Source organism: Micromonospora sp. WMMD987 (assembly GCF_029581435.1).
Lineage (GTDB): Bacteria > Actinomycetota > Actinomycetes > Mycobacteriales > Micromonosporaceae > Micromonospora > Micromonospora rifamycinica.
On record NZ_CP120861.1, the window covers coordinates 4943202 to 4958771 of the forward strand.

The 15570-nt window shown below is 72.7% G+C and carries 11 protein-coding genes; 5 read left to right on the plus strand and 6 right to left on the minus strand.

All coding sequences use genetic code 11. The features are described 5' to 3' along the window. Positions 1-99 precede the first annotated feature (99 nt). Together O7612_RS20745 and O7612_RS20750 are read left to right on the plus strand one after the other, a co-directional pair. Positions 100-1581 carry an aminopeptidase P family protein gene (locus tag O7612_RS20745; RefSeq protein WP_282266707.1) on the plus strand — a complete coding sequence of 494 codons (1482 nt, stop codon included), beginning with the start codon at positions 100-102 and terminating at the stop codon, positions 1579-1581. Positions 1582-2486: 905 nt separating this feature from the next. Then, positions 2487-4169: a hypothetical protein gene (locus O7612_RS20750; protein ID WP_282266708.1), complete on the plus strand. Its 1683-nt coding sequence runs from the start codon at positions 2487-2489 to the stop codon at positions 4167-4169. A 101-nt stretch (positions 4170-4270) separates the two neighbouring features. Here O7612_RS20750 and pulA read toward each other — a convergent pair whose 3' ends face one another. The 5 genes from pulA to O7612_RS20775 form a co-directional block, all read right to left on the minus strand. After that, a complete protein-coding gene (gene pulA / locus O7612_RS20755; protein WP_282266711.1) occupies positions 4271-9766 on the minus strand; it encodes a pullulanase-type alpha-1,6-glucosidase in 5496 nt (1831 codons plus the stop codon). A gap of 123 nt (positions 9767-9889) precedes the next feature. Continuing rightward, on the minus strand, positions 9890-10573 hold the full coding sequence (locus O7612_RS20760) for a cellulose binding domain-containing protein (RefSeq protein WP_282273977.1): 684 nt from the start codon (positions 10571-10573) through the stop codon (positions 9890-9892). A 194-nt stretch (positions 10574-10767) separates the two neighbouring features. Continuing rightward, on the minus strand, positions 10768-11523 hold the full coding sequence (locus tag O7612_RS20765; RefSeq protein ID WP_282266713.1) for a hypothetical protein: 756 nt from the start codon (positions 11521-11523) through the stop codon (positions 10768-10770). Positions 11524-11660: 137 nt separating this feature from the next. After that, the gene (locus O7612_RS20770) at positions 11661-12050 is read right to left on the minus strand and encodes a hypothetical protein (RefSeq protein WP_282266715.1); all 390 of its coding nucleotides are present in this window, start codon (positions 12048-12050) and stop codon (positions 11661-11663) included. Positions 12051-12087: 37 nt separating this feature from the next. After that, on the minus strand, positions 12088-12762 hold the full coding sequence (locus tag O7612_RS20775; protein ID WP_282266717.1) for a hypothetical protein: 675 nt from the start codon (positions 12760-12762) through the stop codon (positions 12088-12090). Between the two features lie 19 nt (positions 12763-12781). On the opposite strand from O7612_RS20775, the gene O7612_RS20780 reads away from it, so the two are divergent. The 3 genes from O7612_RS20780 to O7612_RS20790 all read left to right on the plus strand — a co-directional run bounded on the left by O7612_RS20780 (position 12782) and on the right by O7612_RS20790 (position 14794). Beyond that, the gene (locus O7612_RS20780) at positions 12782-12964 is read left to right on the plus strand and encodes a hypothetical protein (RefSeq protein ID WP_282274116.1); all 183 of its coding nucleotides are present in this window, start codon (positions 12782-12784) and stop codon (positions 12962-12964) included. 90 nt (positions 12965-13054) lie between these two features. After that, positions 13055-13780 carry a hypothetical protein gene (locus O7612_RS20785; RefSeq protein ID WP_282266719.1) on the plus strand — a complete coding sequence of 242 codons (726 nt, stop codon included), beginning with the start codon at positions 13055-13057 and terminating at the stop codon, positions 13778-13780. A 357-nt stretch (positions 13781-14137) separates the two neighbouring features. Continuing rightward, positions 14138-14794, plus strand: a complete 657-nt coding sequence (locus O7612_RS20790; RefSeq protein ID WP_282266721.1) for a C39 family peptidase — start codon at positions 14138-14140, stop codon at positions 14792-14794. Between the two features lie 91 nt (positions 14795-14885). On the opposite strand, the gene O7612_RS20795 is transcribed toward O7612_RS20790, so the two are convergent. Next, a complete protein-coding gene (locus O7612_RS20795) occupies positions 14886-15542 on the minus strand; it encodes a DedA family protein (protein WP_282266723.1) in 657 nt (218 codons plus the stop codon). Positions 15543-15570: the final 28 nt, after the last annotated feature.

Sequence of the window (15570 nt, forward strand, 5' to 3'; positions counted from 1 at the left end):
GGGCAGGCCGGGCGGAGCGTCGGGTGCGGGACCGCAGGCACCCTGTCGCGCCGGAGCCGGAGTACCGTCTGGACGAGCGACGAGGCGAAGGGAGCCGACATGGCCGAGGACCGGACGGACGGCAAGCCGGCGGACGGCACCGAATCGCACGACCCGGACTTCCCGGAGGCGTTCCTGTCCTTCATGCGGCAGGGGTGGCGGGACACCGCTCTCCCGGTCGGCCCCCGGCCGGAGGTGCCCCACCACGCCAAGCGGCGGGCCGCGCTCTCCGCGGCCTTCCCGGGCGAGACGCTGGTCATCCCCACCGGCACCGAGAAGGTACGCGCCAACGACACCGACCACCCGTTCCGGCCGGGCAGCGACTTCGCGTACCTGACCGGCGACCACGACCCGGACAGCGTCCTGGTGCTGCGGCCCAACGGTTCGGGGCACGACGCGACGCTGTACATGCGTCCCCGTTCCTCCCGGGAGACTGACGAGTTCTTCCGCAGTCGGCACGGTGAGCTGTGGGTGGGCCGGCGGCACACGCTGGCCGAGAAGTCCACCGAGCTGGGCCTGGCCACGGAGGACCTGACCGCGCTGGACGGCGCGCTGGCCCGGATGGCCCCGGGGCGGACCCGGGTGCTGCGCGGTTTCGACCAGCGGGTGGACGCGGCGGTGCGCCCGTGGGACGGCCCCCGCGAGGAGGGCCAGCCGGCCCGCGACCGGGAGCTGGCCATCGCGATCGCCGAGCTGAAGCTGGTCAAGGACGAGTGGGAGGTCGCCCAGCTCCAGGAGGCGGTCGACGCGACCGTACGCGGCTTCGAGGACGTGGCCCGCGCGCTGCCGGCCGACCGGGGGGTCTCCGAGCGACTGCTGGAGGGGATCTTCGCGCTGCGCGCCCGGCACGACGGCAACGACGTCGGCTACGGCTCGATCGTCGGCGCGGGCGAGCACGCGACGATCCTGCACTGGGTGCACAACCACGGCGCGACCCGCCCGGGTGAGCTGCTGCTGATGGACATGGGCGTGGAGAACCGCAACCTCTACACCGCCGACGTGACCCGGGTGCTGCCGGTCGACGGCCGGTTCACCCCGCTGCAACGCCAGGTCTACGACGCGGTGTACGCCGCCCAGCAGGCCGGTATCGACGCGATCCGGCCGGGTGTCGGGTTCCGCGAGGTGCACCTGACCTCGATGCGGGTGCTCGCCGAGGCGTTGCGGGATCTCGGTCTGCTGCCGGTGAGCGTGGACGAGGCGATGGACCCGACCTCGACGGTCTACCGGCGGTGGACCCTGCACGGCACCAGCCACATGCTCGGCATCGACGTGCACGACTGCGCCAACGCCCGCAAGGAGAAGTACCGCGACGGTACGCTGGGCGAGGGCTACGTGCTCACCGTCGAGCCGGGGCTGTACTTCCAGCCGGAGGACGAGCTGGTCCCCGAGGAACTGCGCGGCATCGGCGTCCGGATCGAGGACGACATCCTGGTCACCGCGACCGGCTCGGTGAACCTGTCGGCGGGGCTGCCGCGCCGTTCCGACGAGGTGGAGACCTGGCTGGCCGAGCAGCGTGAGGCTGGTCCCCGGCTGCCCGGCTGACCTACCCGCCGGCACGAGACGAAACCAGACCCGACCGGCACAAGACGAAACCCGACCGGGCCGGCACAGGCGAAACCTGACCGGCCCGGCACGACACGGAACCCGGCCCGACCGGCACGAGACGGAACCCGACCGGGCCGGCACGAGGCCGTGCCCGCCGGCGATTCCGATAGCGCAGGGTGCGCCCACCCAGCTGATCCCGGCCCACCACACTGTGGGTGCGCCGGACCGTTCCAGCAGCACCTGTGGCGGCCCCGCCGACGGAGGCGTTCCCCGACGGGGTGACGCGTACCGGCGGCGGGGCCGGCGTCCACCCGCCTTAACTCCCGCAACACCCCCGCCCCCGCTCGCGTCCCCATCCCCGTGCTCCTGCTCGCGTCCTCGCGCCCGGTGCACCTTCATGATCGTGCTGGAACCACGAAATAGTGGCCTCCGTCGTGCTGGAGGCCACTACTTCATTGTTCCAGCACGATCATGCCGCCGGACGCAGCACGATCATGCCGGCGGACGCAGCACGACCACACCGCCTGGCGCAGCACGATCATGCTGCCCAGCGCAGCACGACCACACCGCCGACGCAGCACGACCACACCGCCCGGGGCAGCACGACCACACCGCCGGGGACTGTGGGGTGGTGGGGTCGGGGCACGGTCGGTGGGGATGTCCTGCGGTCCCCGACGGGACGGATGCGCGGCGGTGCGGCGGATCGGCGGATCGGGGCCGGCCGTCCGGGAAAGCACCCGAGCGGCGGCCCGGTCCCCAAAGCGGGCTTTATTCGGCTTTGCCCGCATAGCGAGGAACCTTCTCATACCGTGTCTTTCGGGAGCTACAACCGATTTGTAGCAGGGGACGTCCGCTCAGGCGCGGCGACCCTGTCTGGTACGAGGAGAGGGCAGAGAGCTCCGATGTCCAACTACCTAACGAACAACGAAGCCTCCGCGCGGGCGACGGGGAGCAGGAGCCGTCGCAAGCTCTGGCTCGCCAGTGGCGTCGCCGGGTTGACAGGTGTGGTCAGTCTCGCCGCGGTCGGGTTCGCCGGCAGCGCCGGGGCGGTCGGGGTGAGCGGACTGACGTGGAACACCACTCAGCAGGTCACCAAGGACGGCGACCAGGGTCGCGGCGACGAGCGTCCGGACCGTGGCGGCAAGGACGACCGTGGCGGCAAGGACGACCGCGGCGGCAGGGACCACGAACGGGGAAAGGAGGTGCCCTGCGACACCGACCGGCTCATCCAGGCCATCGTCCTCGCCAACAGCCGCGACGGCGGGGTGCTGGACCTGGCCAAGGGTTGCACCTACAACCTGACCCGCAACCAGGACGGCAACGGCCTGCCGGTGATCACCCAGGACATCACCCTGCGGGGTGAGCACACCACGATCAGCCGGGACGCCACCGCCGACTACTTCCGGATCCTCAACGTGGGTCCGGGTGGTCACCTGAACCTCAAGGGCCTGACCATCAAGGGTGGGCAGACCATCGAGGCGTTGCAGCCGGTGGCACCGGCAGCGGTCTGGGGGGCCTACTCGGACTCCCAGGCGATCGCCGCGCAGGTGAAGGCCGGCACCCCGCTGGCCCAGGCGCTCGCCGCCCGCAAGGCGAACCCGAAGGCCGGCCTGAAGGCCGCGCCGAAGGCCGCCCGCAAGGCCGCCGTGAAGGCCGCGCCGAAGGCGAAGGCCAAGCCGGGCAAGGCCACCACGCTGATCGAGGAGCCGGGCGTCAACGACGGTGCCGGGATCCTGGTGCAGCCCGGTGGCGCCGCCACCCTGTTCGACACCTCGGTCGTGCTGAACCAGTCCGGCGGCAACGGCGGCGGGCTGGCCAACTTCGGCACCACGTCGCTGCGGCACAGCGAGGTCGCCCACAACACCGCCTTCTTCTTCGGCGGGGGCATCTTCAACGCCGGCCTGCTCACGGTCGACGAGTCCACGATCACCGACAACACCGCCATCGTCGGTGGTGGCGGGGTCGCCAACGGCGCCGCGGACATCTTCACCGAGGACGTCGACGGCGGCACCGTCCTGATCGAGAAGTCCAAGGTCACCGACAACGAGACGCTCGGCTTCGGTGGCGGTCTGCTCGACATCGGGGGCAACACCACCGTGCGCTACACCGAGCTGCTGTCGAACACCGCGGTGCTCGCCGGTGGCGGTCTGGCGGCGGCGGACGCCCAGGTCAACGTGCACGACTCGACGGTGGCCAAGAACAGCACCGCCGGTGTCGGCGGTGGCGTGGCCGTCGCCTTCGACAGCGCGGTCACCATCGAGAAGAGCCACCTCAAGGAGAACACCGCCGGCTTCTTCGGCGGCGGGCTGTTCAACGCGGACAGCGTCACCACGGTGCGGGAGTCCGAGATCGTCGCCAACCGGGCGCTCGGCCCGATCGGCGTCGGCGGCGGCATCTTCAACATCTTCGGCGAGGTCAACCTCAACCGGACGAAGGTCGCCAACAACTTCGCCACTCTCGCCCCGGGCGGGGTGTTCTCCTTCGAGGGCACGGTGAACGTGGACAACCGGTCCGCGATCGTCGCGAACCGTCCGACGAACTGCCTGGCCGTGCCGGGCGACACCATCCCGAACTGCTTCGGCTGAGCATCCTCGGATGACGTGCCTCCGGTGACGGCGGCACACCGGGCAGGACGCGAACCGGCCCCCCTCCGCAGCACGCGGAGGGGGGCCGGTCGTCGCCCGGGTCAGCGCTGGACGAAGACCGCCACGCTGCGCGCCGGCACGGTGAAGGTGCCCGCCGCCCGGTCGAACGAGGCGGTCCGCAGCACCGGGTCGGCCGAGTCGGCCAGCACCGGGTGCAGGGTGGTGTCGGTGCCCCTCAGCCCCGGCACCGTCTGCTTCGCCGCCGTCGGGGTGCCGTTGAGGACCACGGTCATCGACCGCCACCGGCCGCCCAGCCCCCGGGCGTCCAGGGTCATGGTGAGCACCCCCGGGGTCTCCTTCACCCCGGACAGCGGGAACGCGACCCGCTGCTGCACCTGCTCGGCGGTGGACAGCCCGAACACCGGCGAGGACCGCCGGATCCGCAGCAGTTCGGCGTACCGGGCGTCGGCCAGGTCGATCGCGGCGCAGTCCGGCACCAGGGCCGGGTCGGCCAGCAGCGGCTTCGCGTACGACCACTTGTCCTGGTTGTCCGCCGCCGGGGGGAGACCCGCGCCGAACCCGTTGCCCTGCGCGCAGTCCCAGCGGATCTGGTTGAACCAGTCCCCGGAGTTGTAGGAGTTGCGGTCCAGCGACTTCGACCGCAGCCGCTCGGATCCGGCCGCCACGAACCCGGTCCCCTGCCCGAGGACGGTGGTGGCCAGGGCCAGCACCTGCATCCGGGCCCGGTCCGTCGCCGAGGTGCCGGTCGGCAGCTTGTACGCCAGCGCGTCGTACAGGATCTCGTTGTCGTGCGCGTCGACGTAGGTGACCGCCTCGCCGGGGGCGGCGGTGTAGCCGGCCGGCGAGCCGTTGTAGTCGACCTGCGCCCCGGTGACCTTCCGTCCGGTGGAGTCGGTGAACCGGTAGCCGCGCAGGTTGCCGGTCAGCCCCACCTTGATCAGGTCCTGCTGGTGGCGCAGCCGGGCCTGCTGCTCGGCGGCGGTGCCGTTGACCGGGTCGCCGTTGGGGTCGGTGTAGAGGCCGGAGGCGAAGCCCTGCACCCGCGGGTTGCCGTCGAACGGGCCGCCGCCGCGGACCGCGTCGCGGAGCCGGTCGTTGAAGGTGCCGATCCCGGTGCCGGCCATGTTGGCCTGGGTGGCCTGCACGAACCGGGCGTCGTCGGCGACCTCGCCGAAGTTCCAGCCTTCGCCGTAGAGCAGGATCTTCTTCCCGTCGACGCCGTCGCGGGCCAGGGTCAGCCGGTCCAGCGCGGCCCGGACGGCCAGGATGTTCGCCTTCGGGTGGTGGCCCATCAGGTCGAACCGGAAGCCGTCCACCTTGTACTGCTTCGCCCAGACGACCAGCGAGTCGACCACCAGCTTGCCCATCATGGCGTGCTCGGGGGCGGTGTTGGCGCAGCAGGTCGAGTTGGCGACGGTGCCGTCGTCGAGCAGCCGGTGGTAGTAACCGGGCACCACCTGGTCCAGCACCGACTTCGCGTCGGTGCCGGCGGCGGAGGTGTGGTTGTAGACCACGTCGAGCACCACCCGCAGGCCGGCGCCGTTGATCCCGGCGACCATCCGGCGGAACTCGGTGGTCCGCCGCTCCCCGTCCGGGTCGACCGCGTAGCCGCCCTCCGGGACGGTGTAGTGCAGCGGGTCGTACCCCCAGTTGTAGCCGTCGGTGTCGGCGACCGCCGCGACGCACGCCTGCTGCCGGTCGGAGTCCGGCGGCAGCGCCGCCAGGTCGCAGTCGGGCTGCCGCTGGTCGGCCCGCTTCTCGGGGATGGTGGCGAAGTCGAACACCGGCAGCAGGTGCAGGTAGTTGACCCCGGCGTCGCCGAGCGCCCGCAGGTGCTTCATGCCGGCCGTGTCCGGGTCGGTGAAGGCCAGGTAGGTGCCCCGCCGGTCGGCCGGCACGGTGGTGTCGGCGATGGAGAAGTCGCGTACCGACAGCTCGGAGATCTGTGCCTGCGACGCGGGCGGCGCGGCCGGCTTGCGCAGCCCGGACCAGCCGGGCGGGGCGAGCGCCGGGTCGGTCAGGTCGACGATCCGGCTGTGCGTGGAGTCCGCCGCGAGCGCCACCGAGTAGGGGTCGGTGACCGACGCGGTGACGACCTTCTGGGCGGCCGGCTGCCAGGCTTCGACCCGGTAGCGGTAGTACCGGCCGGTCCAGTCGCGGCTGCCACGGACCGACCAGACGCCGGTACGGTCGTCACGGCGCATCGCCACCGTGCGCGGCTGCGCCGACGGCGTGTCGGACAGTTCGAGCGCGACGGTCCGGGCGGTGGGCGCCCAGACCGCGAGGGTGGGCACCCTGCCGGCGAAGGTGACGCCGAGCGTGGCGTCGGTGGCGGGCCGGTACACGTCGTCGAGCACGCCGGGGATCTGCACCCCGGTCGCGCCGAGCAGGGTGCCCCGGGCGTCGCGTTCGGTCACCACGAGCTGCCCACGCAGCGCCGCCGGCACCTTCGCCAGGTCGGCCCGGTCGAGGCGGAACGCCTGGTGGGACCACAGGTGCGGGAAGGCCGCCCGCTGGGCCTCGGTGAGCCCGTTGCGCTGCGCCCGCAACGGCAGCGTGGTGTACGTCCCGAACAGCTCGCCGTCGACCACGCCCAGCCCGCCCGCCGGTGCCGCCACCAGGGCGTACGCCTTGCCGTCGGTCGGGCCGGTCGGCCAGGCGACGGTGGCCCGGTCGATCCACTTCGCCTGCTGTTTCGTGATGTCGACGTGCTTCGCGGGGCCGACGGCCGAGGTGGGCAGCAGCCGGCCGGGCACCCCGCCCAGCAACCAGACCTCGTGGCCGACCCCGGTCAGGTCGAGGCGTTGGTCGTCGGGCTGGTCCTTGGTGTCGCCCCGGTGGATGATGTAGTTGAGTCCGGTCGCGCCGGCGGCCAGCGGCACCCGGAACAGCGCGCCGAAGGAGTCCACCTTCTCGGGCGGCAGCGGGCTGGCCCACTCGGTCGGGGTGGCCGCGCCGTCCCACACGTGCAGGCCCCAGCCGGCGTAGTCGTTGTCGGCCTTGCGCCAGTGGATGAGCGCGGTGCCCGGGTCGACGGGCGGATCGGGTTCGCCGGTGGCGGCCTGCCGGGTGGGATAGAGCGCCGGGTCGCCCTGCTTGACCCAGACCTCGCCGGTGGTGGTCACGTCGACGGTGCGGTCGTCGGCGACGTCCTTGGTGCCCGCCTTGTCGACCACCAGGAACCCGACAGACTTCGCGCCGGGCTTGAGCTTGACCCAGGCGAACCGGCCGTACGGGTCCTCCCCGGCGAACGGCTGCCCGGCCGGCCACTGCGTGACGTACGCCGGGTCGAGGTCACCCCAGGCGTAGAGCCCCCAGTCGGCGTAGTCCCCGGCGGGGCGCTGGTAGTGCACCACCAGCCAGTCCCGGGACGCGCCCTGCGCCGGGGTGCCGACCACCCCGGCCGACCGGGTGGCGGTGGTGCGCCCCTTCCCGTCGCGGACCACCGCCTTGTACTCGACCCGGGTGCCGCCGGCCAGCCCGGTCAGGTCGTGGTGCACGGTGTACGGCGCGGTGTGCGCGCTGCCCAGCAGGGTCCACTTCCCGCCCGCGACCCGGGCGGCGACGGTGACGGTGGCCAGCGGGTCACCGGTCACCCGCGCGGTGACGGCGGCCCGGGTGGCGACCGGGTCGCCACCCGGCTCGGTGAGGGTGACGGTCGGTCTGGCGGTGGCCTGCGGGACGGGCCGGGCGGCCCGGAGCACCACGGCCGAGCCGGCCGGCACGGTCAGGCTCAGTTTTCCGTCGGTGCCGGTGGCCGAGGTGGCCGTGCCGCCGTAGATGCCGGTGAAGGTGGTGCCGGGTGACCAGGTGTCCACCCGGACAGTCTGCGGGGTGTCGGCGTTGTTCACCGCCACCAGGTACTCGGTGCGGTCGGCCGGGGAGATCCGGGAGAAGGCGAAGACGCCCGGCCCGTCGGCGGCGTACCGGGTGACCTGCACGCCGTCGCGCAGGCCGGGGTGCGCGGCCCGGAGCCGGCCCAGCTCGGCGATGGTCCGGTAGAGCGGGTGGGTGGTGTCGAACTGGTCGCTGGTGTGGGTGCGGGTGGTGCCGATCAGGTCGTCGTCGAGGTAGTCCGCCGTCCGGCTGGCGAACATGTCCTGCCGGGCGTCCTTGTCCCCGCCCGGCCCGGTGAAGCCCTGCTCGTCGCCGGAGTAGACCACCGGCTGCCCCCGGGTGAGGAACATCAGCTGGTGGGCGAGCCGGTCCCGGCCGAGCTGGCGGGCGTCGTCACCCCCGGCGGCGGCGATGAACGAACCGATCCGGCCCATGTCGTGGTTGCCGAGGAAGGTGGGCAGCCGGCCGGCATCGGTGTCCCGGGCGGCGTACAGCGGGTCCTTGGCGTAGACGTCGGCCAGCGCCTTCGCCGATCCGTCGGCGGCGACGTAGCCGCGGGCCGCCTCCTGGAAGGAGAAGTCGAGGGTGGCCGGTAGTCCGCCGCGCCGCACGTAGGTGGAGGTGACCTCCTGGTCGGCGCTGTAGACCTCGCCGAACATGAAGAAGTCCTTCTTCCCCGCGGAGTCGGCGGCGCGCTTGATGCCCTGGCTGAACTGCGGCCAGAAGTCGAGGTTGACGTGCTTGACGGTGTCCAGCCGGAACCCGTCGACGTCGGTGCTGGCGATCCAGTCGCCGTACGCCTTGGTCAGGCCCTTGACCACCTCGGGCCGCTCGGTCCACAGGTCGTCGAGGCCGAAGAAGTCGCCGTACTCGCTGTTCTCGCCGGTGAAGGTGGAGTCGCCCCGGTTGTGGTACATCGTGGGGTCGTTGAGCCAGGCCGGCACCTTGACGCCCGCGTCGGCGGGGCTGGCGAAGGTCGGCGTGTACGGGCCGGCGTCGGCGGTCACCCTCGGGAAGTCCCGGGTGCCGTCGGCGTAGTTGCGGTCCTCGAACTCCCGCCCCTGCGCGTCGGTGTACGGCGACGTCTTCTTGTCGATGTACGCGTACTTGCCCTCGGCGTAGGAGATGACGTCGGCGGTGTGGTTGACGATGACGTCGAGGTAGACCCTGATGCCCCGCTGGTGGGCCAGCTTCACCAGCCGCTTCATCTCCTCGTTGGTGCCGAAGTGCGGGTCGACCTGGGTGAAGTCGGTGATCCAGTAGCCGTGGTAGCCGGCCGAGACGTCCGCGCCGCTGCCCTGCACGGGTCGGTTCTTGAACACCGGCGCGAGCCAGATGGCGGTGGTGCCGAGCCCCTGGATGTAGTCGAGTTTGTCGATCACGCCCTTGAGGTCGCCGCCGTGGTAGAAGCCCTTGTCGGTCGGGTCGAGGCCGGTCCGCAGCCGGTCGCCGGTCAGACCGCCGGTGTCGTTGCGGCGGTCGCCGTTGGCGAACCGGTCCGGCAGGACGAAGTAGAACTGTTCGGCGCGGCCCCGGCCGGTGCCGGCGGCGAGCAGCGCCTCGGTGGCGGGTTCGGCGTCCCACTGGGCGGCACCGGCCGCGGCGAGATCCTCGACGGTGGACGGCCGGTCGGTGGCGTCGGCACCGAGCTGGTGGACGGCGACCGGGAGGCCGACGAGGGCGAGGGTGAGGGTGGAGACCAGGGCGAGCAGCGCCTTGCGCGGCAGCGGGGGTTTCATCGACGGCCTTCCTATGGTCGTGATTCGCCCGCACGCTAGCCCTTGCTGAAACGTTCTGCAATACCTTGCAAACCAAGTCGCAACAAAGCAGCAACCTTGCAGAGACCCGGGCGGCGTCGCGCCTCAGAGACCGGAGCAGGCCACCCCGTCGACCGTGCAGCGTGACGGTCGGATGCTGCCACCGGTGTGCTCGAAGTGGAACCGCAACGGCACCGACGCGCCCGGCCCCACGTTCACCCCGCTGGTGTACGTGAACACCCCGCCGGACATCCGGGAACTGCCCTGCGGCGCACCCTCCACCCACGAGGTGACCAGCCGGCTACCGGGCGGCGGGACCAGCCGGACGGTCCACGGGCGGGACACCCGGTCCCGGTTGTACAGCAGCACCTCACCGATGAACGCCTCGTTGTTCCAACTGTCCAGCACGCGGAACCGGCCACTCATCGGCGACGACGGCGGCGGGGGCGGTGGAGGCGGCGGGGGCGGAGGTGCCGTGGTCGGCCCGGCCGGCGCGGTCTGCGCCACCGGCGGCGCGACGACCCCGCCGGCCGGCGGCGGAACCGCCTCGCCACCGGTCGACGGCACGTCCGGCACCACGTCGTCGGGCGGTCCGCCCGGGGGCGGATCGGTGCGGCGGGGCGTCAACCCGGGGACGACCGGTTCGGGCAGGTTCGCGGCCACCCGCGCCGGATTGGTGGCCGTCGACTCGGACAGCGGGTAGGGGGGTGCCGGGTCGACCGGTCGGGCGTCGAAGCCCGGCCCACGGCTGCGGTACGACGCCAGCGCCACGATCAGGAGCACGACCATCACCAGGACACCCGTGCCGACCACCACCCATGGCGACGACGCCAACGCACCCGCTCCGTGTGCCCGCGGTTGCGCGCGACGCATGCCGGACATGACCCTCCCTGGTCGGCCCCGTCCGAGAAGAGTAACGATTCAGGCGATTGCCGGAAAGTACCCAACGTCCGGAGTTTGTCCTAACCGGACAGTTCGCCGGATCAGCCGCGAACCCGCAGCGCGTCCACCTGGAAGTAGACGCCGTTACGCTTCACCGCCCAGATGGTGTACCGCCCGCGGGGCAGGTCCCGGACGCTGAAGACCGTCTGCTGCGGCAGGTACCGGTCCGCCCGCGCGCTCACCCGCTGCTGTCGCACCGGCCGACCACCCGCGTCGACGACCCACACGTCGGCGTCCCCGTACTCGGGATCCCGCGAGGTGACGTAGTCCAGCCCGGTGCCGGTGAACGTGAAGCTGAAGGAGTCCCCGTCGTGCACCGTGTAGTGCACGTCGTCACGATGGTCGCCGTACGGCCGCCCCCGCGACACCGCCCACCGGCCCCGGTACGAGATCCCCGGGTCGTCGTCGTTGAGCAGCCGGGTCGGCCCCGGCGAGGGGGACGCGGTCGACGGCGACACGGACGCCGACGCCGACGGCGACGCCGACCGGGACGCGGCGGGCGGACGCCCGGCCGGGGGTGCGGCACCCGGCCAGCCACCGGACTCCCGCCTGCTCCGACTGGGCGACGGCGACGGCAGCACCGACGCGGTCGCCACCGGCACTCCGGGCACCATGACGGCCTCGCTGCGCGAACCGGGACCGTGCTCGGCGTAGCGGTCGTGGCCGAAGACCGCCACCATCGCCGTCACCAGCAGGAAGATCAATACGATCACCGCGGTCGAGGCGAGTATCCAGGGGAGCACCGCGACCACCTGCGGCACCCGAGAGGTCCACCGCGTCCAGCGCGTGCCCGGCATGATCCTCCTCGGTCGGCCCCGTGCCCAGAGACTAGCGACCGTCCAGTACAGATGATCACAGGGGTCCGGGACACCGGTCACCGTGCCGGTCAGGTGGTCACCGGTGCCGGCCACCCGGCCGGGACGGCCGCCGCCGGTCAGCCGGTCCGGATGACGGTGCAGATCGCCGGACCGTCCTCGGTGCCGCGCAGCAGGTACCGGTAGCGCTCCCCGGGCACCGACCGCCCCTCGCTGTCCAGGAACTCCCACCGCACGGCGACCATGGTCAGCAGGGCCGAGACCGGCTCCACCTGCTCGATCAGCGCGTGCGCCGCGACCAGTCGCCGCTGCTGGTAGTCGGGCGCGGCCCCGACGAAGGAGAGCGCGACGGCGGCCATCGTGCTGAACGAGAAGCTGTACGTGTCGGCGACCACCAGCCCCGGCAGGGCGTAGCAGCCGGCGATGGCGGGCACGTCGCCGGTGGTGAGCGCCACCCCGTACCGGTCGAAGAAGTCGCTCAGCGTGTCGAGATCGGTGGAGGCTCTCACGGCGTCACCAATTGCCGTCCCCGGCCGTCGGCAAACCTCAGCGGGGCGGGACGTGCACCTCGATCTCCTTGCCGAGCCGGGCGTCACCGGTCAGGTCGAGGTCGTCACCGCTCCAGAACCGGCCGGGGTCGTACCAGTTCGGCCGCCGGCCGGCCGGCAGCAACCCCATCGCCTCGTAGGTCACCGCCACCACCTCGGCGCAGTACGCGGTCTCCAGCGCACGGTCCCCGACCGGCCGGTCGGTCCGCCCGCCGCCCCGGTCCCGTCGCCCCGGCACCGGCAGTCGCAGGTGGGGCACCCGCCCCTTGGCCCACCGCAGGGCCAACTGGGCGGTGGACGGGAACGGGGTGCCGTCGAGCCGGGCCACCGTCCGCAGCACCGCCTGCTCCATCGCCGGGTCGGCCGACGGTTCGAGCTGCCGCAGCCAGGCCCGCTGGCCGTACCGGTTGGCCCAGACGCAGACCGCGTCCCGCAGGTCGTGCAGCTGCACCCCGCGCTGGTGGCTGCCGGTCCACATGTCCCGCAGCGACCGCCCCAGCTCGGCGTGCCACATCAGCGGCGGCATGTCGTCCAGGACGACCGCCATGCCGACGTGGTTGACGGGGCTGTTGGTGGTGAACTGGATGGCCCGGTCCGGCACGCTGCGGCCCCGGAACACCCACACGTCACCGGTACGGGTCAGGTCGACGGCCTCGTCCAGGCTGATGCTCATGGGCGTCTACCCTAGGCCGATGCGGCAACGGATGCAGTGGTGGAAGGTCCTCGGGCTGGCGGGTCTCGCGGGGGTCGCCGCGACCGGGGTGGTCGTCGCCCGCGCCGAACGGCGGCGTCGCGCGTACACCCCGGAGGAGATCCGGGACCGGCTGCGCGAGCGGCACGCCCAGGCCACGAAGTCCGGCGACGACCCGGCCTGACCGCTGCCCGGGACCGGCCGACCGGGTCCGGTGTCCACGATGGCGTCGACGGGGCGGTCGGACGGGCCGGGGGCGGTTAGGCTCCCCGGCATGGACGATGCCGTCGAGCAGCAGCCCTTCGTGTTGTCCCCGCCCACGGCGCCGGCGGAGCGGCACGACCGGGTCGACCTGCACCTGCCGACCGGCACCGGTCCACACCCCGTCGTGGTGATCGTGCACGGCGCCCCGCTGCCGCCGGGTGCACCGGACCCCCGGGACTGGCTGCTCTACCGGGGCTACGGTGCGCTCCTCGCCGAGCAGGGCCTGGTCGCCGCCGTCGTCAGCTACCGGGTGACCGACCTGGCCGGGCTGCCCGCCACCGCCGACGAGATCGCCGGCCTGGTCGAGGCCGTCCGGGCCGATCCCCGGGTGGACGCGCAGCGGGTGGTGCTCTGGTTCTTCTCCGGCGGGAGCCTGCTGTCGGCCGACTGGCTGCGCGCCGCGCCGGCCTGGGTACGGGGGATCGCGTTGACCTATCCGCTGCTCGTCCCGCTGCCCGGCTGGGAGGTGCCGCCCCGGTTCCTGCCGGTCGACGCCCTCGACGCCGGTTCGACGACGCCGGTGGTGCTGACCCGGGCCGGCCAGGACAAGCTCCCCGGTCTGCTGGCCGGCATCGCGGCGTTCCTCGACACCGCCGCCCGGATCGGGCGACCGGTGCGGCTGGTGGAGGTGCCGGACGGCCAGCACGCCTTCGACATCCTGGACCACACCGCGCAGTCCCGCGACGCCGTCCGGGCCGCGCGGGACGCGGTGGTCGACCTGATCCGCGCCGACTGAGCGGTTTCCCCGCCGCGCGCGCCGGATCCGGTGCCCGGCCGGATGTCCGGATCGTCCCGGAGGGCACGCACCGGACAGACCGGTTCGTGCCAGATCGTCCCGTGGCCGGGGCCACCCCCACGGCGGAATCGCCGCCGGGGGCGGGGCGTTGTATCTGGCATACCACCGCCACTCCCCCGCCGCCGGGGGACGGCCCTGGACCCCCGATCGCGGAATGCGGTCGCCACCGGGTCGGTTACACCTCCCCCGGACGCCCGAGCAGGTCCCCCCGACCGCCGGGCGATCCCCCGAGCTTCCGGCCGCGCCCCACCCCCTGTGGGCGTGCGCCACACCCCCGATGCAGAGGAGCACGCGACCATGCGTACCGATCTGATCCGCAAGACCGCTCTGACCGCTGCCGGCCTCGCCTTCACCACCGGCGCCATCGCCGGCCCGCTGACCGCCGCCTACGCCGTCGAGGCCCGTACCGGCGCACCCGCCTCCGTGCAGGCCGAGCGCCGGCCGGCCGGCGAGCGTGAGCTGAAGGTCGACTACCAGGCGCAGCCGAACTTCTACTACTGCGGCCCCGCCGCCACCCGTAACGCCCTGTCCGTGCAGGGCAAGAAGATCGACGTCGACGCCATGGCCAAGGAGATGCGTACCACCGAGGACGGCACCGACAGCATCAACGACATCACCCCCGTCCTGAACAAGGAGACCGGCCGCAAGGCGTACGAGAGCACCGAGATCCGCAGTGCCAGGGCCGACGACAGGCAGACCGACGAGCTGCGCGCCGACATCGTGCGTACCGTCGACGACGGCCGGGCCGTGGTGGCCAACATCGCCGGCACCGCGGTGGACACCGACGGCAACGCCCACGCCTTCGAGGGTGGCCACTACATCAGCGTCATCGGCTACCGCGACGGTGGGAAGACCGTGACGATCGCCGACTCGGCCGACCCGGACACCGCCACCTACCGGATGAGCGTGGACAACCTCGCCGACTGGATCGCCACCCGCGGCTACTCGTCCTGACCCCCGTACACCGAGCGGGCCGACCCCCATCCGGGTCGGCCCGCTCGTCGCGCTGCCGCCGGCACCCGCGCCCGGCGGCCGACCGTGCGGTTCAGCGGTCGGTGCCGGCCCCGACCGGCTCGGCCTCGTCGGCCGTGGTGGTCGACTCCAGCCGGCGGGCGCGGCGGCGCAACCACCAGGTGCTGACCAGCCCGCCGAGCACGGCCAGCACCAGCCCGGCCCAGGAGATGTCCTTGAGCCAGTGCTCGGCCGCCCGCCCGAGGCTGTAGAGCAGGTAGGTCGTGCCGAAGGCCCAGACCAGACCGCCGGCCGCGTTGGCCACCAGGAACCGCCGGTACGGCACGTGCAGCGCACCCGCCAGCGGCCCGGCCAGGATGCGCAGCAGGGCGACGAACCGGCCGAAGAAGACCGCCCAGACGCCGTGCCGGGCGAAGCTCTGCTCGGCGCGGGCGATCTGCGCCGGACCCAGGTGTTTCGGGAAGCGCCGCCCCAGCCGGGCCAGCAGCGGACGGCCGCCCCGGCGACCCACCGCGTACCCGACGGAGTCGCCGACGATCGCGCCGAACGCCGCGGCGGTGGCGACCCAGTGCGGTTCGACCACTCCGGTGGCGGCCAGCAACGCGGAGCTGACCAGCACGATCTCGCCGGGCAACGGGACACCCATGCTCTCGACGCCGATCACCCCGGCGACGATCAGGTAGACCACGCCCGGAGGAAGCGCGGAGAGCCAGTGCTGAACGTCGACCACTACGCACCCCTTCCGACCCGGCCTCGAA